The 25,373-nt window shown below is 58.3% G+C and carries 26 protein-coding genes; 18 read left to right on the top strand and 8 right to left on the bottom strand.

Translation table 11 applies throughout. The features are described from left to right. Positions 1 to 27 precede the first annotated feature (27 nt). From FIU94_RS19175 to FIU94_RS19185, 3 genes are all read left to right on the top strand, one after another. The gene (locus tag FIU94_RS19175; RefSeq protein ID WP_152467416.1) at positions 28 to 1,428 is read left to right on the top strand and encodes a PLP-dependent aminotransferase family protein; all 1,401 of its coding nucleotides are present in this window, start codon (positions 28 to 30) and stop codon (positions 1,426 to 1,428) included. Further along, on the top strand, positions 1,425 to 2,048 hold the full coding sequence (locus tag FIU94_RS19180; protein ID WP_152467417.1) for a LysE family translocator: 624 nt from the start codon (positions 1,425 to 1,427) through the stop codon (positions 2,046 to 2,048). The genes FIU94_RS19175 and FIU94_RS19180 overlap by 4 nt, the downstream gene beginning before the upstream one ends. Positions 2,049 to 2,158: 110 nt before the next feature. Then, positions 2,159 to 2,614: a GNAT family N-acetyltransferase gene (locus tag FIU94_RS19185; protein WP_172975966.1), complete on the top strand. Its 456-nt coding sequence runs from the start codon at positions 2,159 to 2,161 to the stop codon at positions 2,612 to 2,614. A 750-nt stretch (positions 2,615 to 3,364) separates the two neighbouring features. Here the strand turns inward: FIU94_RS19185 and FIU94_RS19190 are convergent. The 3 genes from FIU94_RS19190 to FIU94_RS21115 form a co-directional block, all read right to left on the bottom strand. Next, entirely contained in the window at positions 3,365 to 3,592 is a 228-nt protein-coding gene (locus FIU94_RS19190) for a hypothetical protein (RefSeq protein WP_152467419.1), read from the bottom strand. 168 nt (positions 3,593 to 3,760) lie between these two features. Next, the gene (locus FIU94_RS19195; RefSeq protein ID WP_152467420.1) at positions 3,761 to 4,018 is read right to left on the bottom strand and encodes a helix-turn-helix domain-containing protein; all 258 of its coding nucleotides are present in this window, start codon (positions 4,016 to 4,018) and stop codon (positions 3,761 to 3,763) included. Between the two features lie 124 nt (positions 4,019 to 4,142). Further along, a complete protein-coding gene (locus FIU94_RS21115) occupies positions 4,143 to 4,463 on the bottom strand; it encodes a hypothetical protein (protein WP_254702694.1) in 321 nt (106 codons plus the stop codon). A gap of 142 nt (positions 4,464 to 4,605) precedes the next feature. Here FIU94_RS21115 and FIU94_RS19205 point away from each other — a divergent pair, with 142 nt between their 5' ends. Genes FIU94_RS19205 through FIU94_RS19270 form a run of 15 tightly spaced genes read left to right on the top strand, consistent with a single transcriptional unit; the run spans position 4,606 to position 16,202 of the window. Next, positions 4,606 to 4,974: a hypothetical protein gene (locus FIU94_RS19205; protein ID WP_152467421.1), complete on the top strand. Its 369-nt coding sequence runs from the start codon at positions 4,606 to 4,608 to the stop codon at positions 4,972 to 4,974. 43 nt (positions 4,975 to 5,017) lie between these two features. Continuing rightward, positions 5,018 to 5,632 (top strand): lytic transglycosylase domain-containing protein, encoded by a 615-nt coding sequence (locus FIU94_RS19210; RefSeq protein WP_152467422.1) that lies wholly within the window; start codon positions 5,018 to 5,020, stop codon positions 5,630 to 5,632. Between the two features lie 50 nt (positions 5,633 to 5,682). Then, positions 5,683 to 6,024, top strand: coding sequence for a TrbC/VirB2 family protein (locus FIU94_RS19215; protein ID WP_152467454.1), 342 nt, complete (start codon positions 5,683 to 5,685; stop codon positions 6,022 to 6,024). Beyond that, on the top strand, positions 6,017 to 6,295 hold the full coding sequence (locus FIU94_RS19220; RefSeq protein ID WP_152467423.1) for a type IV secretion system protein VirB3: 279 nt from the start codon (positions 6,017 to 6,019) through the stop codon (positions 6,293 to 6,295). Before FIU94_RS19215 ends, FIU94_RS19220 begins: the two co-directional genes overlap by 8 nt. Next, positions 6,285 to 8,657, top strand: a complete 2,373-nt coding sequence (locus FIU94_RS19225; RefSeq protein ID WP_152467424.1) for a type IV secretion system DNA-binding domain-containing protein — start codon at positions 6,285 to 6,287, stop codon at positions 8,655 to 8,657. The genes FIU94_RS19220 and FIU94_RS19225 overlap by 11 nt, the downstream gene beginning before the upstream one ends. After that, positions 8,657 to 8,824, top strand: a complete 168-nt coding sequence (locus tag FIU94_RS20970; RefSeq protein WP_009815545.1) for a hypothetical protein — start codon at positions 8,657 to 8,659, stop codon at positions 8,822 to 8,824. The genes FIU94_RS19225 and FIU94_RS20970 overlap by 1 nt, the downstream gene beginning before the upstream one ends. After that, complete coding sequence (locus FIU94_RS19230; protein WP_172975967.1) at positions 8,814 to 9,968, top strand: lytic transglycosylase domain-containing protein; 1,155 nt, start codon at positions 8,814 to 8,816, stop codon at positions 9,966 to 9,968. The genes FIU94_RS20970 and FIU94_RS19230 overlap by 11 nt, the downstream gene beginning before the upstream one ends. Further along, positions 9,968 to 10,777 carry a type IV secretion system protein gene (locus FIU94_RS19235; RefSeq protein WP_152467425.1) on the top strand — a complete coding sequence of 270 codons (810 nt, stop codon included), beginning with the start codon at positions 9,968 to 9,970 and terminating at the stop codon, positions 10,775 to 10,777. Before FIU94_RS19230 ends, FIU94_RS19235 begins: the two co-directional genes overlap by 1 nt. A 17-nt stretch (positions 10,778 to 10,794) precedes the next feature. Beyond that, complete coding sequence (locus FIU94_RS19240) at positions 10,795 to 11,448, top strand: virB8 family protein (protein WP_152467426.1); 654 nt, start codon at positions 10,795 to 10,797, stop codon at positions 11,446 to 11,448. 1 nt (position 11,449) lies between these two features. After that, the gene (locus tag FIU94_RS19245; protein ID WP_152467427.1) at positions 11,450 to 12,145 is read left to right on the top strand and encodes a TrbG/VirB9 family P-type conjugative transfer protein; all 696 of its coding nucleotides are present in this window, start codon (positions 11,450 to 11,452) and stop codon (positions 12,143 to 12,145) included. Next, on the top strand, positions 12,142 to 13,521 hold the full coding sequence (locus FIU94_RS19250) for a TrbI/VirB10 family protein (RefSeq protein ID WP_152467428.1): 1,380 nt from the start codon (positions 12,142 to 12,144) through the stop codon (positions 13,519 to 13,521). The genes FIU94_RS19245 and FIU94_RS19250 overlap by 4 nt, the downstream gene beginning before the upstream one ends. Before the next feature lie 4 nt (positions 13,522 to 13,525). Then, positions 13,526 to 14,512, top strand: coding sequence for an ATPase, T2SS/T4P/T4SS family (locus FIU94_RS19255; protein WP_152467429.1), 987 nt, complete (start codon positions 13,526 to 13,528; stop codon positions 14,510 to 14,512). Continuing rightward, entirely contained in the window at positions 14,509 to 14,703 is a 195-nt protein-coding gene (locus FIU94_RS19260; RefSeq protein WP_152467430.1) for a DUF4177 domain-containing protein, read from the top strand. Before FIU94_RS19255 ends, FIU94_RS19260 begins: the two co-directional genes overlap by 4 nt. Continuing rightward, positions 14,700 to 15,113 (top strand): hypothetical protein, encoded by a 414-nt coding sequence (locus tag FIU94_RS19265; protein WP_152467431.1) that lies wholly within the window; start codon positions 14,700 to 14,702, stop codon positions 15,111 to 15,113. The genes FIU94_RS19260 and FIU94_RS19265 overlap by 4 nt, the downstream gene beginning before the upstream one ends. Before the next feature lie 12 nt (positions 15,114 to 15,125). Next, entirely contained in the window at positions 15,126 to 16,202 is a 1,077-nt protein-coding gene (locus FIU94_RS19270) for a type IV secretion system protein (RefSeq protein WP_152467432.1), read from the top strand. 137 nt (positions 16,203 to 16,339) lie between these two features. Here FIU94_RS19270 and FIU94_RS19275 read toward each other — a convergent pair whose 3' ends face one another. The 5 genes from FIU94_RS19275 to FIU94_RS19295 form a co-directional block, all read right to left on the bottom strand. After that, positions 16,340 to 17,032 (bottom strand): competence protein CoiA, encoded by a 693-nt coding sequence (locus FIU94_RS19275; protein WP_152467433.1) that lies wholly within the window; start codon positions 17,030 to 17,032, stop codon positions 16,340 to 16,342. A gap of 11 nt (positions 17,033 to 17,043) precedes the next feature. Beyond that, positions 17,044 to 19,251, bottom strand: coding sequence for a hypothetical protein (locus FIU94_RS19280; RefSeq protein ID WP_152467434.1), 2,208 nt, complete (start codon positions 19,249 to 19,251; stop codon positions 17,044 to 17,046). A gap of 95 nt (positions 19,252 to 19,346) precedes the next feature. Further along, complete coding sequence (locus FIU94_RS19285; protein ID WP_152467435.1) at positions 19,347 to 21,518, bottom strand: DEAD/DEAH box helicase; 2,172 nt, start codon at positions 21,516 to 21,518, stop codon at positions 19,347 to 19,349. Between the two features lie 5 nt (positions 21,519 to 21,523). After that, positions 21,524 to 22,831 carry an ATP-binding protein gene (locus FIU94_RS19290; RefSeq protein ID WP_152467436.1) on the bottom strand — a complete coding sequence of 436 codons (1,308 nt, stop codon included), beginning with the start codon at positions 22,829 to 22,831 and terminating at the stop codon, positions 21,524 to 21,526. Continuing rightward, on the bottom strand, positions 22,824 to 25,352 hold the full coding sequence (locus FIU94_RS19295) for a TerB N-terminal domain-containing protein (protein WP_152467437.1): 2,529 nt from the start codon (positions 25,350 to 25,352) through the stop codon (positions 22,824 to 22,826). Before FIU94_RS19295 ends, FIU94_RS19290 begins: the two co-directional genes overlap by 8 nt. Between the last annotated feature and the right edge of the window lie 21 nt (positions 25,353 to 25,373).

Consider the following 25,373-nt stretch of genomic DNA (forward strand, 5'->3'; position numbering starts at 1 on the left):
AATCATTGTACTCGGAGCAATTTTCGCTTGAAGCCCTATACCGAAATCGCGGATCGTATCGCGCTGCGGATCGCGACCGGAGAGTTGCCCCTGGGTGCGCGCCTGCCCCCGCAGCGTGACTTTGCCCACACCGAAGGCATCGCCGTCTCGACCGCCAGCCGCGTCTACGAAGAGTTGCGCCGCAGAGGTCTCGTCGTGGGAGAGGTCGGGCGCGGCACCTTTGTCGCAAACCGGTTCCGGCCTCTCGATCCTGCCTTGCAAGAGCCTTCGGGCCGCGGCATCGATCTGGACATCGTCTTCAGGTTGAGCGCGGAGGGGCGAGACCGTATCGCCGCATCGACAGCGCGCTTTTTCCGCCAAGGATTGGAACAATCCGCAGTTGCACCATCTTCGGCGTCGGCCGAGCCTTCGGTAGCGTCGGTCTTCGCCGAGACTGTCGGCTCTACCGAGCACCCTGTTTCTCCCAACTCGCTCGTCCTCGTCGGGAACGGCAAGCAAGCAATCTCGACCTGCCTGGCCGCTCTGGCCCCTCGCGGTGGGCGCATCGGCGTCGAGACGATGACTTATCCTTATGTGAGGGCTGCCGCCCGCCAACTCGGCATCGATCTCGTCCCCCTTTCAATGGACGCCGAAGGGGTGACGCCAGTCGCCCTGGATCGTGCAGCGCAGACGGGACTACAGGGCGTTTATCTCCAGCCGACGTTGCAAAGTCCCCTCGTCCTGACTATGTCGGAGGACCGCAAGCAGTGCATCGCCGACGTGCTGAAACGCCATCGGCTCAGTGCGATCGAAGACCGCATCTACAGCTTCCTCAAACCGACCGTGCCGTTGGCCGCCTATGCGCCCAACCATGTCATTCGCATCGACAGCCTTTCAAAGAGGCTCATGCCGGGTCTTTCCTTGGGTATCATCGCACCACCAGAGCCGATTGCCGACGCGATTAGGCGCGCGGCACGATCCGGCGGTTGGATGGCGCAGAGCCTTGCCGTTCAACTCGCCCGGCATTGGATTGAGGACGGAACTGTCGCCTCCGTTGAGACGAGCAAGCGGCATGAGGCGCGCCAGATGTTCGACGTTGCGGCGAGGACGCTCGCGGGTCTCGACTTCTCCGGCGCACCGGAAGCACTGCACGGATGGCTCACCCTTCCAAAAGGCTGGCGCAGCGAAGCCTTTGCAGCAGCCTGCGCCGAGATCGGCATCGCCGTAGCACCAGGGAGTGCTTTCGCAGTGGTCCCTGGTGCGGCCCCGTCGGGGGTCAGAATTGCCTTCTCGGCAAACGACCTGACGATCTGGACCCATGCCCTGAGAGCAGTGGCGCGCATTGCAAAGAGCGCGCCGACAGAACTGGCGCAGTTGGCTTCCACTGACAACGCCATGGCCAGCGTAACCGCCGAAGCAAGGCAGCTTTCCAACGGGAGGTCGACATGATCGGAGACATCAACCTTGCTCTGATCCTGCTGGCGCATCTTGCTGCCAGCGCAAGTCCGGGACCCGCGACACTGGCGATCGCAGGCACCTCGATGGCGCGGGGTCGCCCGTCCGGGCTCCTGCTCGCCTTTGGGATCGTGATCGGGTCACTTACCTGGTCGCTGGCGGCCGCTTTTGGCCTCGGTGCCATCATGCTGTCGCACGGCTGGGTTCTCGAGGTGATCCGCTATGCCGGGACGGCCTATCTCTTTTTTCTTGCATGGAAAGCCGCACGTTCCGCGATGGCGCAAAAGTCAATCGCGCCACAGTCTATCGGAGGCCGACCAAGCCGCCTGATCCTTCGGGGTGCGGCGCTGCATATCACCAATCCGAAATCCATCCTTTTCTTCGGCGCGCTCTACGCACTTGGACTGCCCTCCGACGCGAGCCATGCGCAGCTTGCTCTGGTCGTGATAGCCGTCGGCGTACAAAGCATGGTCGTGTTTTTCGGTTACGCTCTGATGTTTTCGACATCGTCGATCACACGCGGCTATATTGCGGGCCGCCGTTGGTTCGAAGGCGCGTTCGCCGTTGGCTTTACGGCGGCTGGCATGAAAATCCTCACCACAAGGCTTCAGTGAGTTCTGCAGCTCGATTGGACGACATGATCTCGACACATGGCCCTGCACATGTCTTCGGGAATAGCAAACAGGACATTAGAAATTTAAGCGAACGCCGAATGAGAAACAAAATGAGTGATAGGATTGTACGTTTTGGGCGCATCCAGCTGGCCGAATACATCGATATCGGTGCGAGACTGCTTATTACATGCTATAGACCGCCGCCTTGGAATGAGGAATGGTCGCCGAAACTCGCCATTCAACGGCTGAACGAACTAAGTAGCACTCCGAATTATTTGTCAGTCGGTGCCTTCCATGAGAATAGTCTTGTGGGATTTGCGGTCGGCGTGCCGCATACAGGCGCACATGGAACTTCGATTTATCTATCAGAGATCGTTGTCGAGCCGCAGTTTCAAAAGGCTGGTGTGGGCGCGAGCCTTTTGCAGAGCTTCGAAAGTTTGGCGAAGGAAGTGGAATACGAATCCATTTGGCTGGTTACGGCTCGGGCTGAGGCGACGACTCGCTTCTATGCAAATCGCCAGTATCAAGAGCCGGGGACGCTGTTAGTTCTGGCGCGCAAGATTTGATTGCTTCCAGCCAATCGGCGACGCCCGATACCCAGTTCAGGCGTCGGGCAGGCCGCGACAGAAGGCAACTTTGAGCTTTCCTTGCCAACGTGCTGCGGAGCGTCGGGTGGCTGCGTACTTCAACTGAACCGATTACGCCAAGTTTCGCAGCGTGTTGCATCCCGCATGGCATAGGTCGCTACGCGGCATTCGATGAACTGACCCTAAGTGCGGCTGCCGAAGTGTTGAACCGGGTTGTAGGGGAGTTCATGAAAGACCGCAGCTGAAGTGCTGCCGGATTGCAAAACAGACCTTCATGCGGCCCAACATGAGGCTGGCTTTGTCCGCGAGACGGACTTGACCAAAGCCAACTTTGAACAGGCACATTCACTTTTGCAAAACGCGTCTAGGGACGAGTCAAAAAAATCGCTGTTCTTCCCGATAAAGATCACGAGCCAATATGGAAGCTGTATCTGTCGGCGCACCGAATTGACACGTCAAAGTGCGAAATCACGCGATTGCATTTTTAATAAACATTGCACACGAGATCTTGTAATCTATTGAAATAAAGTTAAAATCGCCAACGTCCACCACTGGACAGCCGCAAAGTACAACGTCTAATGACCGCTTCTCCGGCTTTGCAGACCTCGGTGCATATTGCAGCATCAGTCGGATTGGGCTCAGAGTCCGCATTCGCCGCCTGCGACCCCAATGTCCGGTATGCCGGCCGGCACCAACTATCAAATATGAACTGGCGGCAAGCTGAGGAGCCTACCCGCCTTCGCCGTTTCCGATCCGTTTCAATTCATCGAAGTCGATTTCCTGCTTCTGTTCTACTGTCAGATCCGGCCGGGTTTCCGATACCGGCTTGGGCCCCTGGACGTCCCACATCACCGCATGCGCTCCTGTACTCCAGCGATAAACCCAACCAACCACGCTGCACCCATCGGTCCCGATCAGATTGGCGATCGCGACGCCCTCACCTTTGTCATCGTTCACTGTTTACTGACTTCCTGCACTGTGGCGCTGAATTTGCGGCATGGTGTCATAAGGCGCTCACTCGCGCCGGAGGCCGCACGTGGTGGATGTGGGCTAACTGCTGTTTCTTCAGGTAGCTGATCTCACGAGGGGACATCCAAAGCGGTACGCCCCAAAATTGCATTGTTTTCAAATCTTGTGGTCGGGTTCCGTGGCGGCTTCGACGATCGCCAGAACTTCGTGTAAGTCGAAGCCAAGCGCCCGGGACAATACGATGAATTCGACAACGTCGATCCGGCGCTGGCCGCTTTCAATGCGCGCCACGAGAGACTGATGGCAATCGAGCCTGTCCGCCAAGTCTTTCTGCCCCAGACCCGCGTTTTTTCGGGCCTCGACCAAAGACTGACAAAGGGCCAGATGCCCGATACTCCAGATTGTTTTCGACACGCGTCACATACCTTTTGTGACGTCGCTAGCGGATGAAATCTGTTATCTAAAAAGTAGATATTTGAGGGTGTTATTGGCGTCTGGTTTTCATGGGGTGCTAGTCTGATGCATGCCCAATGGCCCATCAATCCCTCACCAGTTTCAGAAACCGACCGTAGTCATGACTGACCTCACGGGCTTCCTCAAAAGCCCGTGCACGCTCCTGCTCGAGGCAGCGAAAGTAGTCCTGAATGTCCGTGATGTAGACCTCAAAGTCCCGCCGAATGATGTCTTCATAGTTCCTAGCAGCTTGCGAATCGCTAGGAACAAATGGTCGGACTGGGGCAAGGCAGGATTCAGCGGAACTGGCAGACAAAACGAGCAAGTAAACCGCCAATGCTCGCCAAGATAGAAACAACTTCAACCTAGGGTTTGTAAAACCTCTAATGGTCTTGATAGACGTCATTGGGCGTGCCTAGAAATTGTGTAACCAAGATACACAAGTATCTTCTGCAATATATCTTGCGGTTAACAATATACTATCGTAACTCTGGGCTTCAAGTGGGAATGCCTAGGGTCGCGCCATTGGAGAAAGCGTGAGCCGGGCCATGAACTGGGACTTCGAAGCACCAAATGTGGTTACGGAAGCACGTTTCCGCGAACTCGTGGAAAGCGGCTATAACGCAGAAATCCTGTGCCAAGAATCGGCACACAAGAAAGGCCCCAGCTACTACGGGGTCTGGATCATGCGTGTGGTCTCCAACGAAGGCGTGGAGAAGCTGCTGGTCACGGCCCGTACTCGGACGACCTATAACGACATCAAGATCCGCGAGTTCAAGACGATCTCCGGCGTGGTGTCTTTCTTCATTGGCCTTGGCTTTGCGCATGTCGACCTGCCGCTTGAGGCGGGTACAAGCCGCACGCATATACTCGCCCCGTCAGACAAAGCCCCATCAGACAAGGCCGCTGACAACTAACCTCGTCTGCCTCTGGCTGGTCGCAGCACCTGCCTCAGCGCAAATGGTCCTGGTCATGGAGGGCGACGGCTCCCTGATCCCGTCCCACTCCCAAAGCAGCTTTGCTCGAAACTACAATGACGGGATTGGTCAGGGTTCGGCCTCCGATGGGATCGCGATCTTCGGCGAGGTAGAGGCCGAGCAAGAGGGGGTCCAAGTCGCGGCCCTTGCCCGCCCGACTCCCCTGCCCCGCGCCGATGTCCTCTCCGGGATTCAGACCACGGCCTTGCGCCATGCCGGCCATCCCGGCCTGCGTCGCGCGGGGCTTTCCGTGACGGATTGGCTGGCTCTCTATCGAGCCAATATCGAGGTTGAGAGCGCCTACCGGCAGGATGCGATTTCAAGTGCAGGTGCCATTGGCCTTGGTCAATTGATGCCAGCGACGGCGCGTGATCTGGGCGTCGACCCGCGCGATCCGCTGCAGAACCTCGACGGCTCCGCACGCTACCTCGCGATGATGCTGGAGACGTTCGGCGATCCGCACCTGGCGCTGGCTGCCTACAACGCCGGACCCGATGCGGTCCGCCAGTATGGCGGCGTTCCCCCCTACCGAGAAACCCAGAACCACGTAGCCCGCGTCATGGCCGTCGTGGCCCGATTGGAAGGATCAAATTCATGATGTCCCAACCTTTTTGGAAATCATTCCTCAAAACACTTATCGCTAATGTCATGAGAGCGCGCAGCGCGGCAGTGCATTGGCGATACCGCTTTTTCCAAACAAGTTGGATTTCAAACCTCTTTGTCACCTCGCTGGTGCTATTCCTGCTGATTGCCGAACCCGCCCTTGCACAGAGCATCGATCTCTCCCCGATCCAGAGCTTGTTGCAGGGCATTGTCGATGCGCTGACCGGACCTCTTGGTGTGGTCATCGCCACACTCGCGGTCCTCGGCGTTTTCTTGAGCTGGTTTTTCAACATCATTGATCTGCGCCAAGCGCTTTGGGTCCTCGTGGGCATCGCCGGCGTCGCGGCAGCCCCCACGATTGTTGCTGCGGTCTTTGCCGGTGGCTGAACGCTCACCCCTCTTTCTTGGGCTCGTGCGCCCGCCGAAGCTTCTAGGCCTGCCCATCATGTACGCGATGGTCTGGCTCTTTGGCTCGGTGCTCCTGTTCGTCTGGCTCCAGCATATCGCGGTGCTGGCTGTCGCGGCCCTGCTCTATCCCGTGCTCTGGAAGGCCGCCGATTGGGACCCGCGCTTCATCGACGTGATGATGACGGCGCTGCAGGAGACACCGCCCACGCGCAACAGGTCCATTCATGGCGGGGACAGCTATGCCCCGTGATGACGCCCGTGATGCTGCGCTCGATGCCCGCACAATGACGCCAGACTGGTATGCGCGCGAGACCCGGCTTGCACATATGCTGCCCTACGTGAGCCTCGTCGACGACCAGACCGTGCGGACCCGGGTGAACGAACTCTTCCGCTGCATCCGGCTCGAGGGGACCAACAGCTACACGACGGACGATGCCTATCTCGACAAGGTGACGGCACTTTTTGCCCGCATCGTCGCGCAACTCGGGCCGGAGTTCAGCTACTATGTCCACAAGGTCTCCAAGGTCATCAAACCAGATCTGGACCCCATTCGTGAGGACAGCTTTGCGGGAGAGGTCGACCGGCGCTGGCGCGCGAAACTTGCAACCAGGGGGCTTCGCGACAAGACCCTGACGCTCACCATCATTCACCGCCCGCCTCCGAAAAGCCTCCTGCCGCATCTCGGCAGCAGCGCGCCTGACCGGCTGAAAGAGGAGACCCGCAAACGCCTGCAGCGCCTGGGCGAGGCCGTGAACGTCTTCCTCTCGGGCCTCACCGAGCTCAAGCCGCGCCTGCTGTCAGCTGCATCGGGGGAATTGGTGGGGTTTCTGGGCGCGCTCAACACAGGAACAGAACTGCCGCTCTACCCGGCAAACACCTACGGCTTTTTATCCTTCAACGTCGCCAATACCCGCGTGACGTTTCACGGCGATCATTTCGAGCTCTCTGAAGGCGTCGTGGGGCATCGCTACGGCAAGAGTTTCACCATCGGGGAATATGCTGAGGCCACCTCCTGCACCATGTTCGACATGCTGAACCTGCCGGTCGACATGATCGTCACCCATTCCTTCACACCGATCAATTCGAACCTCATGGCGGGCCGCATCAAGCGGCAAAAGCGCCAGATGCAGGCCAGCCAGGATGCGGCCCTCTCGCTCCTGGAAGCGCTCGACATCGCCGCCGATGATCTCGAGGCCAAGCGCCAAAGCTTCGGCGAGCATCACATGGTCGTGACGCTCTTCTGCGACACGCTCGAAGAGCTGCAAACCCTCAGCGCCGAGATCGTGAATGCCGCCGCGACCGAAGGCGTGAAGATGATCGGTGAGCGGGTCGCCGCAAAGGCCCATTACCTCAGCCAGCATCCCGGCAACCAGCCCAAGCGCGTGCGTGCCAGCGCCGTCACCAATCGCAACTTCGCGGATTTTGCGGCCTTTCATCGGACACAGCTCGGCAAACCCGCAGCACTTACCCCTTGGGGCCGGGTCGTCACATATTTGCCTACGCCCGAGCAAAGCGCCTATCGGTTTTCCTATCACGAGCAAGGCTCGCCCAACAAAGAACCCACCAGCGGCCATACCCTGATCATGGGACGACCCGGGTCGGGCAAATCGGTGCTGTCGGCCTTCCTGATGACCCAAGCCCGTCGAGCAGGGGCGCGGATCTTCGTCTTCGATTACCGTCTTGGTATGGAGATGGCGGTCCGCGCGAATGGCGGGCGCTACGCGTCCCTGAACGCCGGTCAGCCCACGGGCCTCAACCCGCTCTGGACCGAGACCGATGCCCGCGGCACCGCCTGGCTCTCGGACTGGCTTGCCACCCTGCTCTACCGCGCTGACAAGCCCCTGACGCCAGCACAGACCAACCGCATCCAGGAAGTCGTGCGCCAGAATGCGCAGGCCTCCAATCCGGCCCTGCGGAACTGGCGGGATTTCGCGTCGCTTTTTGTGTCCACCGATGATGGCGGCGATCTGCACCAGCGCCTGCTCGAGTGGTCTGAGGACGGCCGCTACGGCTGGATCTTCGGACAGAGCCTTGAGGACACGTTCTCGCTCAAGGGCGATGTCGTGGGCTTCGATCTGACCGGCATTCTCGACAGCGAGGCCGACAAGGAGCGGATGGCAGTTCTCTCCTATCTTTTCCGCCGGGTCGAGCGCGAGATCGAGGATCGCCGCCCCACCATCATCGTGATCGACGAGGCCTGGAAGGCGCTCGACAACGCGTATTTCGCCGAGCGGCTGTCGAATTGGCTGGTCACCGCGCGCAAGCAGAACACGGTCGCGGTGATGATGACGCAATACGCAAGCCAGCTTGAGCGCACCCGGACCGGCAAGACCATCGTCGAGGCGGTTCCGACGCAGATCCTGCTGCCCAATATCCGCGCGCAGCCTGCGGATTACGCCATGCTGAATCTCACAGAGAAGGAGCTCGACGTCCTTCTCAACACGGGCAGCAACAGCCGCTTGGCGCTGATCCGCGACGATCAGGGCTCAATCGTCGTCGATGCCGATTTGAGCGCCCTTGGACCCAATCTCACGATCCTTGGCGGCATGGAAAAGGGCGAAGCGCTTGTCGGCGCCGATTACCGCGACCGCCCAGACTTCTGGAGGCTTTAATGATCCGTATTCTTATCGCTTTGGCTGCGCTCGGCGCGCTGGCCTCCTGCACCCAGTATCGGGAGCCGCAGGCCAATTGCTTTTCCTTTCTCGCATCGACGGCAGCGACAGCCCAGGATTGCCACTTCGCACCGCTCGGCGCGCCGGAGGGCGACGTTGAAGTCTAGCCTGCCTCATATCCTCGCGTTTTGCCTGCTGCCCGGTCTCGCCTTGTCTCAAGGCGTGCCGACCAATGACAGTGGGCTGACCGCGCGTGACATCGTCGAGACCGGCGATCGCGAGGCAGACTTGGCTGTTCAGGCTGACAAGCTGGCAGTGCGCGAACTCATCGCCGAGATCGAACGGGAGCAGCTGGAAACCCTGCAACGCATCCTCGATGCCCAGACCAGCTTCGGCGGTCAGGGCTTGCCGGCTATGGTCTCGGGGCTGGAAAGCGGCAGCGGCGATCCCGACCGCGCCGTGGAAGCCGTCTATGGCAGGGGCGAGATCGACCCCAATCCCGGCGGTGCGCAGATGTTCGGGGATGCTGCGGAAAACATCGAGCAGCTCATCATCCGCGTTGCCCAGGAGACCAGCGGTTTTGCGGGTGTTGGACGCGCAGGACTCTCCCCCGTCCAATGGCGCGCGCTGCTGCAAGCGCTGATCTGGCAGGAAAGCCGGTTTACGATTGGGGCACGGTCTCCCGTCGGCGCCTATGGTCTCACACAGATCATGCCTGGCACCGCCAGCGATCTCAGCATCAACCCGGAATATTATGACAGCCCCTACCTACAGGTGCATGGCGGCGCGCGCTATCTCGCGACCCAGCTCAACACATTCGATGGCAACATCATCAACGCCCTCGCGGCCTATAACGCCGGACCCGGCCGGGTTTTCGAGTATGGCGGCGTGCCACCCTTCCGCGAGACCCAGCACTACGTCCAGGTGATCCCCGAACGCTATAACCTTTATTTGACCCGTATCGGCGGGATCGAAGCGCTTGGCACGATCGACCCCGCACTTCTGGCCAATGCCAACCTCTCAATCACCGGGCACGGCGCGGCCTTCTATGGCAACAACTCGCCCGCCGCGATCCGGCAGGCCGCCCTGCGCATCGCGGACATCGTCGAGCGGATTTCCACGACCGAAGATGTGCAGGAAAGCATCGCACTCAACACCTATGCGCGCGCCGAACTCGTGCGTCTCGTCGCGGCCCGTATCCGGCTACAGGCAGCCCGCACCCGCGTCCTTTCCGCCGAAGAACTGGCCCAGGCCAGCACCCGCATGGCCGAGGGCGCGTTCATGGACTTCACGATCAGGGAGATTGACTGATGAGAGATTTACTTGTGAGGACGGCCTTGGCCACGACGCTTGGGATCGGTCTGCATCTCGGCACCCCGTGCGCCGCCCTGGCACAAGGCGTGCCCGTCGTCGATACCCAGAACATCGCACAAAACATCCAGCAGCTCCGGCAGATGATCGAAGACGAGATCCTGCAAAACGAGCAGCTGACGCAGCTCCGCGAACAGCTTGCCACACTCACGGACCAACTCGCGGAGCTGCAACGGACATATGAAGCGCTCACCCGCCTCGCAGAGCTTCCAGAAATCATCCGCACCGAGATGGAAGACGAACTCAATGGCCTGCTCGATCAGGAGTTCGGAGACATCCTCGCCACCATTGAAGCCATCAAGACCGGAGACTTCTCTGGCCTCTCTGGCTCGGGTGCAGGCGAAATCGAAACCCAAATGGACCGGGTCCTGGCCGATCTCGGATTTGACGACGATACGCTTTCGGAAATGGCCACCAGCGGAAATCCCGGGGCCAACCGTGTGGCGACGCAAGCCACGACCGGCGCACTCGTCTCGGCCGCTGCCCAGAACAGCTATGAGGATGCCGGCCAGTCGCTGGAACGCGTAGACCGCCTCGTCGGTCTCATAGACGACATGGACGAACTCAAGGAAAGCATCGATCTCAACACACGCGTCACGGCGGAACTGGCGATCGCGCTCGTCGCTATGTGGCAGCTCGAAGCGGTGCAAACCGTGGGTGACGGAACAGGCGGCGTGATCGATGCCGCCACCATCGCCGAGGAGCAGCGCTTCATGGACTTTACGCTGCCGGACCTGCGGGCTGACTGATCGTGAGGGAATGAGGGGTGGCTACTGAACAGGACATCATCGAAGAAGAGCTGGTCTATGGTGCCCTGCGCCGCGAACGGCTCTGGCAGCGCCTTGGGCTCATCGGGCTCATCTTCGGCATTCTCGGATGCCTGAGCGCGGCGGCTGTCGCAATCCTCGATGTCGATCCGCCGCCTGTGGTCGTGCCCTATGATCCCGCCACCGGCTTTGCCCTGCCCGAGGCTTCGGTGGGCGCGACGTCGGTGACTGCTAATCAGGCCATCATCGAGGCGGAAGTATTCCGCTATGTGACCGACCGCGAGGTCTATAACCAGCTCGACAACGATCTGCGCATCCGCAGCGTACTGCGCCGCTCTGACGGGGCCGCGGAAAGCGGGTTGCGCCAGATCTGGAACAGCGCCAACGAGAACTACCCGCCAACGGCTTATGGCCCGAACGCCCGGCTCGAGGTGGAAATCCTCAGCATCAACCGGATCGGCACGAACCGCGCCACGGTCCGCCTGCGCAAGCGCCTGACCTCGATCAATGGCGTCCAGACCGGGCTTTTCACCGCCACGCTGCTCTTCGAGTTCCGCCCCGAGACCCGCCGCTCCATCGATGAGGTCTGGACGAACCCCTTCGGCTTCACCGTGCTCGAATATTCTATCCGCTCCGACAGATTGGAGAATTAGTTTGATCAGTAAGTTCTTTGTTGCTGGCCTAGTTGCCCTGCTGCCGGTCCTCGCCCATGCCGAAGCGATCCCGCGCGGCGGGCCCAACGACAGCCGCGTACGCCTTGCCACCTACCAGGAGGGCCAGGTCTATCGCCTCAACGTCTCACTCACACACGTCACCACGATCGAGTTTGGCGAGGGTGAAAGTATCCGATCGATCATCGCCGGCGACACGGAAGGCTTCGAGATCGACGGCGTTCCGGGTGGCCAGGCCTTCGCGATCAAACCCGTCGCCCGAGGCGTCCATACTAATGTGACCGTCTATACCAACCGCCGCAGCTATTATTTCAACGTCCAGGAGACCCGCAGCCCGACCTTCTACGTGGTCCAGTTCCGCTATCCCGAGGACAATGCGCGGCCCACGCGTGCCATCGCGGCCCAAGCGCCGAACTACAACTACGGTGGCAGCGCGCGCACCGTGTTCACCCCGATCCGCGTCTGGGATGACGGGACCTTCACGTATTTCGAGTTCCCGCGGAACGCGCCGGTGCCCGCGATCTTCCGCTACGCGAATGGCCGCGAGCGGACGGTCAACACGCAAGCCACCGAGGACGGCGTGATCCGGGTTTCGGGAGTGAACAGGCAATGGGTGCTGCGGATCGGGGACGAGGTGGTCTGTATCGAGGCCACACCACCTACGGGGGTAGGATCATGAGCGACACCGGAAACGCGGACCTCGAGAAACGTCTCGCCGCCCTGGAGCAAGGCAAAGGCGCAGGTTCACCCCCTGCCCCACGGCGCTCACCAATGCTTGCTTTGGTCGTTGCCCTCGTGATCGGCGCGGGCGGGGCACTGCTCTATCTCCTGGGCCAACCCGAGGAGGAAGAAGCCCTGCCTACGGCCACGCCGGACGTATTCCAAAACGAGGGCGACGGCTTTGGCGCCATCGAAACCCTCCCCCCACCCGAACCCGAAGTGGTACTGGTCGCACCGGAACCGGTGGAACCCAATGCCGAGCTTCTGGCGCAGCTTGCCGCCCTTCAGGCCCAAATCGAGGAGTTGCGCAATGCGCCTGAAGCGGTCGTCGAAAAAGACACAGCTGCCGCCGAAGCCATCGATGCGCTGACAGCCCAGATCGCGGCGCTGCAAGCGGCGTCAGAAGCCGCGCAACAGCAGTTTCGCGATGAGCTCACGGCGCGCGATCGCGAGTTGGAGCAGCTCCGCATGGACCTCGAACTTGCGCAACTCGAAGCCAATCGCCCTGCCCCCGCGCCCTTAGGCCCATCTGAGGACGAGTTGCGGGCGCGGGAAGAAGAACGGCTCCGCCGCGAGGAGGAAGCAAGACGGCTCGCGGAACTTGAACGCCGCGCGGCCGAGGAGCGCGCGTTTCAGGAACGCCGCATCACCTCGCCCACCATCGCCTTTGGTGGCACCTCAGGTGCGAATGAAACCGCGCTGACCGAACGGACTTTTGGCGAAGTGACGGATTTCGTGCTGAACGGTGCGCTGCCCACGTCCGTGACGCAAGCCGAGGTCATCGCCAACCCGTCCAACACCATCATCCAGGGCACGATGATCCAGGCCGTCATGGAAACCGCCCTCGACAGCTCCCTGACCGGCCAGACCCGGGCCGTTGTCTCTGAAGATGTGTTCAGTTTCGATGGCGCGCGCCTCCTGATCCCGCGCGGGTCCCGTCTTGTCGGGCGTTATCGCTCCGGCGTCGATATCGCGCAGCGCCGGGTCACCATCGCCTGGGACCGGATCATCCTGCCTGACAATCAAACCATCCAGATCAGTTCCTTCGGGGGCGATGAACTGGGCCGTTCCGGCGTGACGGGTTTTGTCGACACCCGGTTCGATGAGCGCTTCGGCTCGGCAGCGCTGATTTCTCTGATCTCAGCGGCCCCAAGCGCCGCTGCGGCAAATGTGCAGGATGAGACCGCTGCGGACATGCTCGAAGACGTGGGCGATGATCTGGCCGATGCCACGGACAGTGTTATTGGCGACTATCTCTCCATCGGTCCGGTCATCAATGTCGACCAGGGCGCGCGCGTCACGGTGATGGTCGACCGCGATCTGGAGATCTTCTAAGCACATGTCGCTGAGCTATCTCCAGACCTCCCTTGATCGGATCGACGCCGCCGCCCGCGACGATGTCATCGAGATCTGCATCAACCCCGATGGCAGCTGTTGGGGGGAATTCCAGGGCGATCACTCCATGCGAAAGCTGGACCAGACGCTGACCGCAACAGAGGTGAAGGACCTCGGCAACCAGATCGCCTCTTCCGCCAACACGACGATGAGCAAGGACCGCCCGATCGTCTCGGTCTCGATTACCTACAAGGGGCGACCGATCCGGGCGCAGGTCATCACACCGCCCGCCGTGCTCTCGGCCATGTCGATCAGCCTGCGGTTCTTTTCTAGCCTGCCGCTCGACGGGATCGCGGTGGATTTCCTCTATGGCAAGGAACGCAAGCTTGAGGAACTGCGCCTCGAGAAAACCCGCGAACTCCGCGAGGTGGTGGCCGCAGGCGTGATCGACGAAGCCCTGGCCTTCTGCGTCGAGAACAAGCTCAACATGATCGTTTCGGGTGGCACCTCCACCGGCAAGACTGTCGCCGCGCGGAAGATACTTTCACACGTGCCATCCGAGGAACGCATCGTCACCATCGAGGAAGCCGCCGAGCTTCTGCCGACCCAGCCCAATGCTGTGACCCTCATCGCCAATCGTGACGCGGAGTTCCAGACGGCCGATGTGCTGCTCACTGCCACGCTGCGGATGCGCCCCGACCGGATTATCCTAGGCGAGGTGCGCGGCAAGGAAGCCATGACCTTCCTCGAGGCGATAAACACCGGCCATGGCGGCTCCATGACCACGCTACACGCCGAAACCCCGCAACTCGCCGTGCAGCGTCTGGCAATCGCCGCGCTCAAGACCGAGATCCCGATGACCTATGCCGACATGATCCAGTACATCGAGAACTCCATCGATGTGATCATCCAGGCCGGTCGCCACGACGGCAAACGCGGCATTACTGAATTCTACCTCCCCGGCACAACCGAGATCGGAGCTTCCCAATGAAGACCTTTGAGTACGACATCCTCAGCTTCAACATGACCCGAAAGACCAGCCTTTCCGATATGAAGAACACCCTGAACGCCAAAGGCGCGGAAGGTTGGGAGGTTGTGTCGATCAGCTCGTCGGAATTCGCGAATGTTGGGCACACGGTCTTTTTGAAGCGTGAAACTACATCCATCGGAGCCACGGCATGAGGCTGGCACGGCCAACCCTTGCTTTGACCGGGGTGGCCCTGAGCCTGCTGGCTGTCCCCGCCTTCGCCGAGCGCAATCTGGTGCCGACCCTCGATCGCAGCTTCAAGGTCTGTCCGGACCGCCCCGCTGAGCCCATGTGGATGCAGGAGATACCACTACGCCAAACCTATCAGCGCGTGCTGGTCCAGGATATCTACCGCGCCCAGAATCTGGAGCGCATCGTCGAGACCGGTAGCTGCGATTGTGAAATCCGCTTCCCAACTTGGGACGAGGCCGAAGCTACCTTCCTCGATCACCATGGCAGCGCCGAACGATGGGAAATGCTGCAAGCCTCGGGTGTCTATAACCGGCGCGCCAACGAAGTTCGCCTTGAGGCCAAAGCCATCTGCGAAGCCGCGGGCAATTGGTAAGGCAGCCCCGTTATGAGCGTCGTCACCTACTTCGTTGAAACCTCCCAGGGCTATCTCGACACCGCCGCAGAAACCCAGTTCGGATCGGTCGCGGCAACGGTCGGCACGCTTCTGGTTTTGGGCACGACGCTCGTGGTGATCCTCGTCTTCCTGAACATGATCTACCAGTACAAGGCGATGGATGGCCGCACGGCCTTCTGGCTCGCGGTCAAGATCGGACTGATCGGGATATTCTCTACCAACTGGGTACAGTTCAACGCGCTTTCCGCCGCTATCCTTGCCGGGATCGACAGCATTGCGGGTGCGCTTGTCGCCTCGGTCGGTGGCGGTACCCCGGGGCCCTCTGGCACGTTCGCGGAAGAATTCGACCGGTTGATCGCCGAGTTGGGGGACTATTTGAACGCCGCTGGTTCCGAGTTGAACTGGATGGCCGGCGCCATGCTCGACATTGTCGGGGTCCTCTTGCTCTCGATTCTCGGCGGACTCGCAGCCTTCATACTCGTGGCCTCGCGTTTGATGATCGCACTTCTGATCGGGATCGCTCCAGTCATGATTTTCCTGACCCTCTTCGAAGTGACCAAGGATTACTTCGCGCGATGGCTTTCAGCACTGGTTTCCTTTGCGCTCTACCCCATCGTTGTCGCCGGCGTGTTCGCCACGATCACCGGGGTATCATCAGCCCTGATCGGCGAACTGGGCGATCCGGAAGGCGCTTCCAACATTGGTGCGCTCATTCCGTTCTTCATGATGGTTCTCATGGCCAAGGGCTTCATCATCGCCACCCCATTCATCGTCCGAGCAATCTCCGGTAACATCATGATGCCCGCCCTCTCTGGTGGCCTAGGCGGCGGCTACAGCTTTGCCCGCGCCGCAATGGGCAGCCAACAGGCGTACAATCGCTACTTGATCGGCGGGGCAAGTGGGGCGGAATATGCCGCCCTAAGAGCGCGGCAGTTCTTCGGGGTACAGCAGATGCCAGTGCGGCAAGGCATGGGACAGACAGGTCAGGCAAGCGGCACTGGGTCACCGGGGGCCGGGTCCCAGATGCTTGCGCAACTGGCTAGGCTTGGAAGGTTGGGGCGACGATGACGGGCTGATGAGAACAACCCTCCAAAAACCGCAAAGGTACTGCTAGTGATCTTCTACGGGCGGTTTTCATATCCAAAGCGTTGATTTTAATAGACCAGGATAGCCGCCAAAAACGACTGTTTGCGACCTGAAGTTTATTAGAATCTTCTACGCCTTCGATAGCCACGCTGGGTGGGTTCTGCGAACTGAACCACTGGTAGCGGCCTCCCTTCACTAATCAACCTAGCGAACTCCACCTTTGGGAAGTCGAAGAGATAACGGCTTCTGCCTTGTGCGGCTGTCAGCAAGCAGAGATTTTCGCCGCCAAAGTCAAATCCGACGATCTTGCCCAATGATCCCCATTCTTTGAGAAGCCGTGTTTCCTCGGAATAAACGGTGTAGATATCAACGCCGTCGAACCGTTCCGGATAGTTTTCTGACAACATACGTTCATATTGGATCAGATCAGTTGGGCGGCGGGTTCCATCGATAATCCAAATTACTTGACCGTAGAAATCTGTGCGCTTTCTTACCTCAGCCGACTTGATAGCAGAGTGCTGGAACTCGATCACAAGGCCATAGGGTGTTTTGATATCCGCAATATGACGCTCGCCAGTTTCATCGCGAGCTAGCACCTCTTGCCAGTCGGTAAGAAACCGGTTCTTCCAGTCGCGATGCCACTCGGTTTCGTTTTCCCACCAATGATCACAATGACGGCGGCCTTTGTGCGCCCAATGCCAGGCCTTCTTGGTCCCGCATCGAGCTAGCATGGCGGCATCGCAGCCTGGGCAGTTGCCCAAGGCACCAGGCGTCGCCTCAACTCGTTGACCATTCAAAAGTGCAAAACGCATTCCGACTACGCCTAGTTCAAATCTGACTTTACGTTCTGGTACAACGTCACCAATTCTGCCATGCCCATGTCTAAGATTGGCTCATACATAAAGGAATTGAGATGTATATTCGCTGGCGTGATCAGATTAACGCAGCGTAGAAGGCCTATTTTTTCGGCTTCATTATTGAACAAATCTTTGAATTTTTGAAAAATCTTCCCCGTCTGTTTATTCGAAACATCAAATTCTTCCTGCGCAGAACGGATCTTCGCAACCATGTATCGCTCGGCTCGCATTCTGATCGCGATTGACAGAGCGATCTTGTGCTCAAGATTGATGCCATCGGCAACTTTTTCACACTCATCGGCCGTGGCGAAAAGATGCTCAATAATTGGCTGCGTCAGATCAACATCAGGGAAAGTACACCCGCTCAAATGGCGTTCGAATACGGCCTTGTAGTCCTCGATGGTGAGGGCTTCAGTTTCATCTTTGAAGTGGAGCATCCTGGTAAGCTGAAGGTAGTCAGCATTAGGATTCCCATCGGCATCTTTTGGGCCAAGCGTGTACTCGATCAAATTACGTAAAAACGGGATATAAGCAATTAGAACGGACGGTTCCGCCAACCTGGCCTGCCACTTACGAAACGGACTCTGGATGTCCGTCCGCTCGAATGGCTCAAACTTGATCCCATCATCAGATCGAAACGCCAGCCGACACTGATGTGCTGGACAGATATCTCTGCTTGAAACTGTTCGAAGGAAATCAAAGTTGTGAGTCAGGACGATGGCAAGGAAATTGGTGTCTTCGACCTTGGTTACATCCTCCAAGAAGTCGATGATCGCGAACTTGTTCTTGTAGTCAAACGAGTCAGAAATGTCGTCAAAGACAAAGAGGGTCTTGGTGCGGTTCTTCCATCGCACGAATACCTCATACATAATATCAAGTATGTACAGCGCGCGGCTTTCACCTGTGCTTAGCGCTCGGAGCAGTTCTTGCTTTTCGGATGAAGCATAACGCCTCTCTTCACCTGCATCTTTGATGATAAAAGCAATCGAAGGAGCACTTCCTTTGAGGATCGCATCGGCCTTGTTCTCAACGGAAAGTTCAAATGGCAGGTAGAGAAAGCGACGATTGAAATCTGCCACTACAGCATCCCAATCACCTCTGCTGCTGTCCGCGTCTGCGATGATTTCAGCGAGAGCACTTTGACCAGTTCGATACTCGGATACCAGCGCTTTGTACTCATCAAGTGCAGCCCGAAGATATTGCATCCAAAGGTCACGTTTCAGGCCTTTCGGTTCGTTTAGCATAGGCAGAAGGTGTTTATTATCTGTGATATAGTCTCGGAAAGCCTGCAGCTCCTTATTTTTGAGCTTTGAATTGAATGTGTCGAATTTCTTCGCCACCGCCTCATCGTTCAAGACGCGAAGCTTCTCCTCTTCGATGCGCTCGCGAAGAGATTGGTCCGAGGAAACTTCTTCCTTCTGATCCGTGTTTTCATCCGCCAAGCTGATGCTGTGTCCAGCGTTAAAAAAGTTGTTCGCTTCGAGCTGCTGCTGAACCTGGGCGACATTATGATACCGAAAATCCCTTCGAAGGATTGGCGATTGTTCGGTTATCTCGTCATACTTTTGCGCAAAGTCCTCGACCGCAGCCGCCACATCTTCGCTGGCAAGGAATTGCTGAACTTTTGGGTCGTACAGGATTCTGTAGTCGGCTTTGCCGAGGTCCGATTGATGAAGTTCGTCGAGCTCGTCCTCAATCGCAGAAAGTGCCTCATAATAGCTACCGCCAAACACATCCTCGATAATCGGGTCTAAGTTCTCCCGTGATCTTTCTCCAAATCCCGCAGCGTTCCTGAGAGCTTTGTCCAAAGCCTTTTTTGCTTCGCCAATCGACTGATGGATTCTTTCGTACTTCGTTCTGAGTTCGGCGTTCGCAAGAAGAGTGGACACCTGACTTGAAGAGAATTTGTCATCGTAGGATTTAACGACGAAAATTTCCTCTTTCTTAATGGCTTCGCCATTCAGGGTGATCTCACAAATAGGTTCGCGATCCGGGAAGTGCAGGTCCTTCGGCGAATTGCCTTCCGATAGGTCCATCATTGTCTTCGCAAACGATGTTTTCATAACACCGTTCGGAGCGTAGATCGCGTAGCCTTTGTGCTTAAACTCCAGCTCTACCTCAAGTTTTCCAATTCCATAACAATATCTTAAATTTATGTTCAGCTTATCGGCCACGACATTCTCCAAATGATCTCTGCGCCCCCAAAGGTCATTGCATTTGGCACTAGCGGTTCAGAGCATGCAAGGAAACAACCTCTGCTTCCCATCGCTCATGCCTGAATGATCCTTTCAACCAACGTTGGAAGAATATGAGGAACAAGCTTCGAACTGGCTGCATCCAACTCCAAGAGCGGCTTCGAAAGGTACGGATGAAACTTCTCCGACATAAAGTTCCCTGCTCCCGCGAACAGATCGACAGGTTCGCCAGATCGAATATGCGTTGGTACTGTTTGAAGATCGGGGGTTTCGTCCCCTGCCTCCACCAGCAGGAACCCGTCATGCTGCTCGACTGAAAACCCCTCACTTCTCAGTGCTAGCGCGAGGGTTGATGTCTTCACCGTACCGACCCGCGTCGCAATGACTGATGTATGCTCGCCGATGGTGTGTATGTTATTGGCCCTAAACCCCAGCTGTTCATAGTGAGCACGCGCTTCCTCGAGCATCATCAAAGAGACTGTATCCATGTAAGCTGGGCTAGAATTCCCCTCGAGCACGGCGAACATTCGGTCGATCACTTTGTCATGAATGTCCCCCGCATCGCCGCCGAAGACGGGAGGCACACCAGCCTTCGCAGGTTTCACGACCATGACCTTTTCACGATCATGGATTTCTTGAACAACCCAACGCCTCCCGGAGAATATCAATAGCATCCCTGGGGCAAGCACATTGTCGATCGGCAGGGTTCCAAGATCCCGCCCCTCTGCAACCAAACGGAATTCTTCAGGTGTCTGGAACACCGCATAAAAGCTGTAATGCTCAACCAGCTTCTCGCCCGCGGCTCCCAAAAGTAGCAACCCGCTTCCGGCCTGTTCGATCAAGCCGGTTTCTGGATGGCCGATCGCACGCAACACATCTGCGAATACTTCGCTTGTGACCTTCCGAAAGGGGCCTTCGCGGCAGAGCACGTTGTAGATCACGCCTGCAGACGCACCGCCGCGCTGCGCTATGACTGACAGTATCTGATGGACGAGCGTCGAGAGATGAAGCGCCTGCGGTTTTGGCGGTTCGCACCAGCCTTCCAGCAGCAGATCTATCATCGCGATGGACCTGATTAAGCCGAGGCGAAGGCGATCCACGAAACTGCTCTCCGGCGTCAGTTTGGCTTCGACAGCGTACTGCCTCAGAATGGCCGGTTGTCCTTCACGCCGGCCTGACCGGCCAAGTCGTTGTCGCAACGCCGCGACGCTGAATGGCGCACCGATTTGAGCCACGCAGGTCACGTCACCGATGTCGATTCCAAGCTCGAGCGTCGACGTGCAAACGGCGGTCGTCGGCTTCGCAGGATCCTTCAAGCGCCGCTCAACGAAGTCACGGTGTTCTCGGGAGAGGCTCGCGTGGTGGGGATAGAATTCCTGTGGCAGGTGCTCCCGTTCGCAAAGCTCCCGCAACCGATCTGCGTAGATCTCGACCCGCTGGCGCGCTCCGGCGAAGACCAGGTTGTCGCTGCCTCGAAGATTTTTGAAAAGATGAGCTGCGATGGCGTCCGTTGCGGATGGGCTGTTTTCATCTTCATCGCCTGAGAGGTAGCCGCGAAGCTGTAGCCTCAATTCAGCCTCGCCGCCATCTGCTTCGATTAGCTGGACAGAGCTTGCTGTGTCAGGGCGAAGATAGGCCTTGGCGAGATCCATGTCGCCTAGCGTAGCTGACAGACCTATCCGACGGATTGGGCGCTTTATCGCGAGCTCGAGCCTTGTGAGTAGTGAACGAAGCTGGACACCGCGTTCGCTATCCAGAACTGTGTGCAGTTCGTCGATCACGACCGCCCGCGTGGCCCCAAACAGGCGGGCGATTTCCAAACCACGACGAATGAAAAGCGCCTCAAGGGACTCTGGGGTTATCAGAAGGATCCCTTTTGGAGATTTCAACGCGCGCGTCTTGATCGATTGCGAGACATCCCCGTGCCAGGGAACAACCGGAAGCTCTGCTTCCTGGCAGATGCCCTCCAGCCGCATGGCCTGGTCCGTGATCAGAGCTTTCAGCGGACCGATGTAGAGCAGGTCGAAGCCGGTGCCGCCCGACGGCTCGTCAAGCGCCTGTGAAATCAACGGCAGGAACGCCGCCTCGGTCTTTCCGCCCGCCGTGGACGCCGCAACGATCAAATCGGCGTTGGTCTCGTAGATCGTCCGGATGGATCGCGCCTGGATGTCGCGAAGTTCGCGCCATCCTTTCTGGCGTATCCATTTCTGAACAGGCCTCGCCAGTTTGTCGAACGCACTGCTCATCGGCGTCAGAGCTTGAAGCTGATCAGATCATCGTCACCGGGGTCTTGGGCGCCCGTCGACTCGTCTACCTCGGTCATGTCTTCGCCGAGGTCTTCAGAGACTTCGATCTTTTCGATCAGATCGCTCCACTCGACACCGGGGTTTTGCTCCAGCACGGAAAGCAGGTTCACGAAGGCCGTCACCGTATTGCGCGGGGTGCGGAAGTAAGCTTCACCGATCCGGTCCGAGCAATGCGCCATGAATGCCTCGAGTGCGGCGTCCGGCAGAGCACTGGCATCGTCCTGCATGATCCGCCGGACATTGGCCAGAAGTACGAAAAGGTCTTCAGGGGTCAGGCTGGCGAGCCGGACAACTGGTCCTGAAAGGTCGACCAATCCGTCTCGCGCGAAGGTATTTTCGGCCAAACGCGACTGAAGGGCTTCGTAGCTATAGAGTCCACGACGGGTGTTCATCAGAAACTCCGGGGTCCCGCCCATGAGAAATCCGAGGTTCTCGGCACTGCCTTGCAGCACATCGTTCAGTATCCGGAGGATCTGCTCGTAGTTTGCATTGCGCGCCTGCGACGAGGTGAGCTTGTAGAGGTTCACCATCTCGTCGAGACCGACGAGCAAGCCTTTGTAACCGGCCTCGCACACAAATGCCGACATCAGCTTCAGATGGTCATAGACACTGGCGTCGTCGATGATCGTTCGCACACCAAGCGCCTTGCGAGCGTCGGTGCGTGTCGCGAACTCGCCGCGCAGCCATCTCAGGGCTGCGGATTTCAACTCGTCGTCGCCGGTCTCATGGCCTTCCCAATATCGACGGATGACTTCGGCGAACTCAAACCCTCCTGTAAGTTCTTCAAAGTGGCCAAGGCGTTCACGAATGACGGTCCCCGTGGGCAATTCCCGTTCTTCAGCATCTCGGTGAGCCTGGCTGACAAACCGTTCTACCACGCTGGCCAATGCCCCGCCATCGGGCTTTGTCCGCGTCGAGAGGTTTCGGGCCATCTCCGCATACAGCCCCCGAGCTTGTCCGCCGGTCGCGTGAATACGGCGATCCGGCGCCAGATCCGCGAACATCACGACCAGGCCTTTCTCCAAGGCGACGAGGCGGATCAGGTTCATGAAGAACGTCTTGCCCGATCCGTATTCCCCGATGATGAACCTGATTGCCGATCCGCCATCGGATATCCGGTCCATGTCCTTAACGAGCTCTTCAATCTCCCGGACGCGACCGACCTGGATATGGCGCAAACCTAGCTTGGGCACGACCCCAGCCCGAAGCGCCTGTACGATTGCATCGCGTTCACGTGGTTTCAACTTAGACATCCCTGCCCTCCGCACTCATCTTTTCTTTTACCGCCTCCGCAATCTCCGGAGACACGTCATATCCATCATACTCGTCGAGAAGCGCTTCATCGTAGGTCTCAAAAGCCCATTCATTCACAACTTCCAGTGCCCCGGACGCCATCAAGCCATGCGAGGCGCAGATCGTCTCGAACTCTGTGTCAGACCAATGCTCCCGAGTAACTAGGTCGAGGACAAGGGCGCCGTGTTTCGGGTCAAGCCCCGCCAGCTGGCTTTGGCTGGCGGGCCCAGACGCACCACTTTCTTCCTCTTCGACATCGAAAATCTGACCGAGGACGGACGACACGCGCTCAGTGTCCGAACGGATTGCTGCGATCCGCGACGCGTCGAGTTTGGGTCCGCTGGCTTTTTCAAGATCGGGTATCGCTTCGCCCGGGCGACCCGGTTGCGAGGCACGAACAGTGCGAGGACCATCCGCGACTTCGCCAGCATGCAGATCCGAGTAGGCAAGCGCAGGATCGAGGCCCAAAGCCTTGTAGATTTTCTCAATGCTTGCGACTTCGTCGGAGTGAATAATGCCATCGGCATGTGCTGCACCGACCAGCGCTGCCCGCATAGCGGCCTGGCTGTCTTGGCCCACCTCCTTCAGTTTGCGCCGCAGAAGCGTCATGTCCGGTGGCACGGCCAGGAACCATTCAAGGTTTGCACGCAGCCTGCGTCGCTCCTGATCGCTGAGTGCCGCGGCAGAAACCTGATTTTCCAGCGCCCTGCGTTCAGTCTCCGCGATGCAACCATCCGCATGGGCGACGAACGACCCAAGTGCCAATTCGATCAAGGCGCTTCGATAGCTATCGGAAACGTCCTCGAGTCTTTCGATGGGTTCGCCCAGACGAAACAGCACAACAGGCTCCTCCGCCTTGGGCGACCGGAGCGCAAACCGAGGGTCGGGCGCCAGACCGAAACCGAGGCGCGCGAGCGCGTCGGCGGCTCCTGTCGTTTGCCGTTTCCCGATCTTCTCGTTCGTTTCTCCCTCCAGACGCCCGATCACCTCTTCAAGCAGCACCAATCCCCCTCGATCGACGATATCGCTTGCCCAAGATTTCAAGCGGTCCATTTCCTCTGATGGGAAAGCATCCCAAAGTTCAGAGGGCAGCAAGGCATGCGCTTCCACACTTCCGCGACCGTCAGGGTTTCGGCCCAGGAAGCGACTGAGCTTGTCGAGGTCGTTCATCACCTCGTCAGCCAACTCTTGGGCAATCTCGACCGGTTTGCGCAGGCCGGAAATATCGGGGACCGGCTTGCCGCCGACGGTTGGGTTGGCGGACCCCTGAAACTCGCTGGAGGCGGCCCGATAGGATGCAGTGAGTGATTTCCGTGGTTTTGTCACTTTGAGTCCATCAGGAAAACGCCGATCAAACCGCATACGGAACAGCGCGACGAACTCGTCACGGCACCGCGTCGCGGGAGTTCTCAGATTTGTTTCCGGATGGCAGATGAACCAACTCAGCAACCAGTCAGCTGTCAGGTTCTCTCCTTTGTCGATACGAGCTCCGATTGCGTATTTGAGTGAGAACGGAAGTTCCCAGCCCTGCTTCTCGAAAATCGGCTCGATAGCGTCGAGGTCGGTTTCGGCGAGCATCGCGATGTCGAGGAACTCACCCAAATACCGCCTGACGGAATGGTTATCAGGGTAAAGTGACTGCAGCCGTCGAACTTCCTGGACGATATCCTTTGCATCTTCGTTCGACTGATCGACGAAGAAGCGACGCTCCAGCCCGTAGAAGTACAAGAACATGTAGCCGGGGTTATAGGAAGCGTCGCTTCGCCCACTTGCCAACCACTCCAAATAGGTTGCCCGACACTGGGGTGAGATATCCGAGTATCCGGGCCAATACGGCATGCCATCGCCAGCCTTGTCCCTGCCCGAGCGCGCGACCGACAGGGACGGATCGATATAGGCTCGGCATTTGTCACGATACCCGTAGGAGTTCAGCAAGGGAGGCGTGCCAACATAGACCATCCCGCCGATGTTGAGACCGGCGACGCTAGCCGTTTCGCTAGAAGGGACCCACCCGCTTTTCGATGATCGGGCCGATGAGCTCGATGCCACTCGCGAGGGCTGGTTTCGTTCTGCGGCCGCTGCAAGTGCCGGCGCCGCAGACTTTCCAGCGCGAACGACCTCAGCGTAGTCCTGCTTCGGAGGGGAATAGGCTTGAGTCACAGCCGATCCCGTGGAAACATTGGCTTCACGAGTTCGTTCGCGTTCACGCTCGACACGTTTTTCATACGCATTTGGAGGCGCTACCAGCGCTAAATTCGGTTTTGTTGTTTCCGAACTCTTTGCGTCGCCATTTGTAGCGGCAATTTTTCTAGATCGCCGCCTTTCTTGCCACCAAACCAAAAAGATGGGCGCTCCCAATGCAAAAAGAACTTGGCTGCCGTCCGACCAAGACTGCAATCCAAGTGTAACAATTACCAAAGCAGCAAAGAAATAAATCGCTAAAAAAAATGTAACTCGAAAAACCTTCCATACAAAACTCATCAATAAAATCTCCAAACTGGC

The sequence above is a fragment of the Sulfitobacter sp. THAF37 genome (assembly GCF_009363555.1).
In the GTDB taxonomy this organism is placed as follows: domain Bacteria; phylum Pseudomonadota; class Alphaproteobacteria; order Rhodobacterales; family Rhodobacteraceae; genus Sulfitobacter.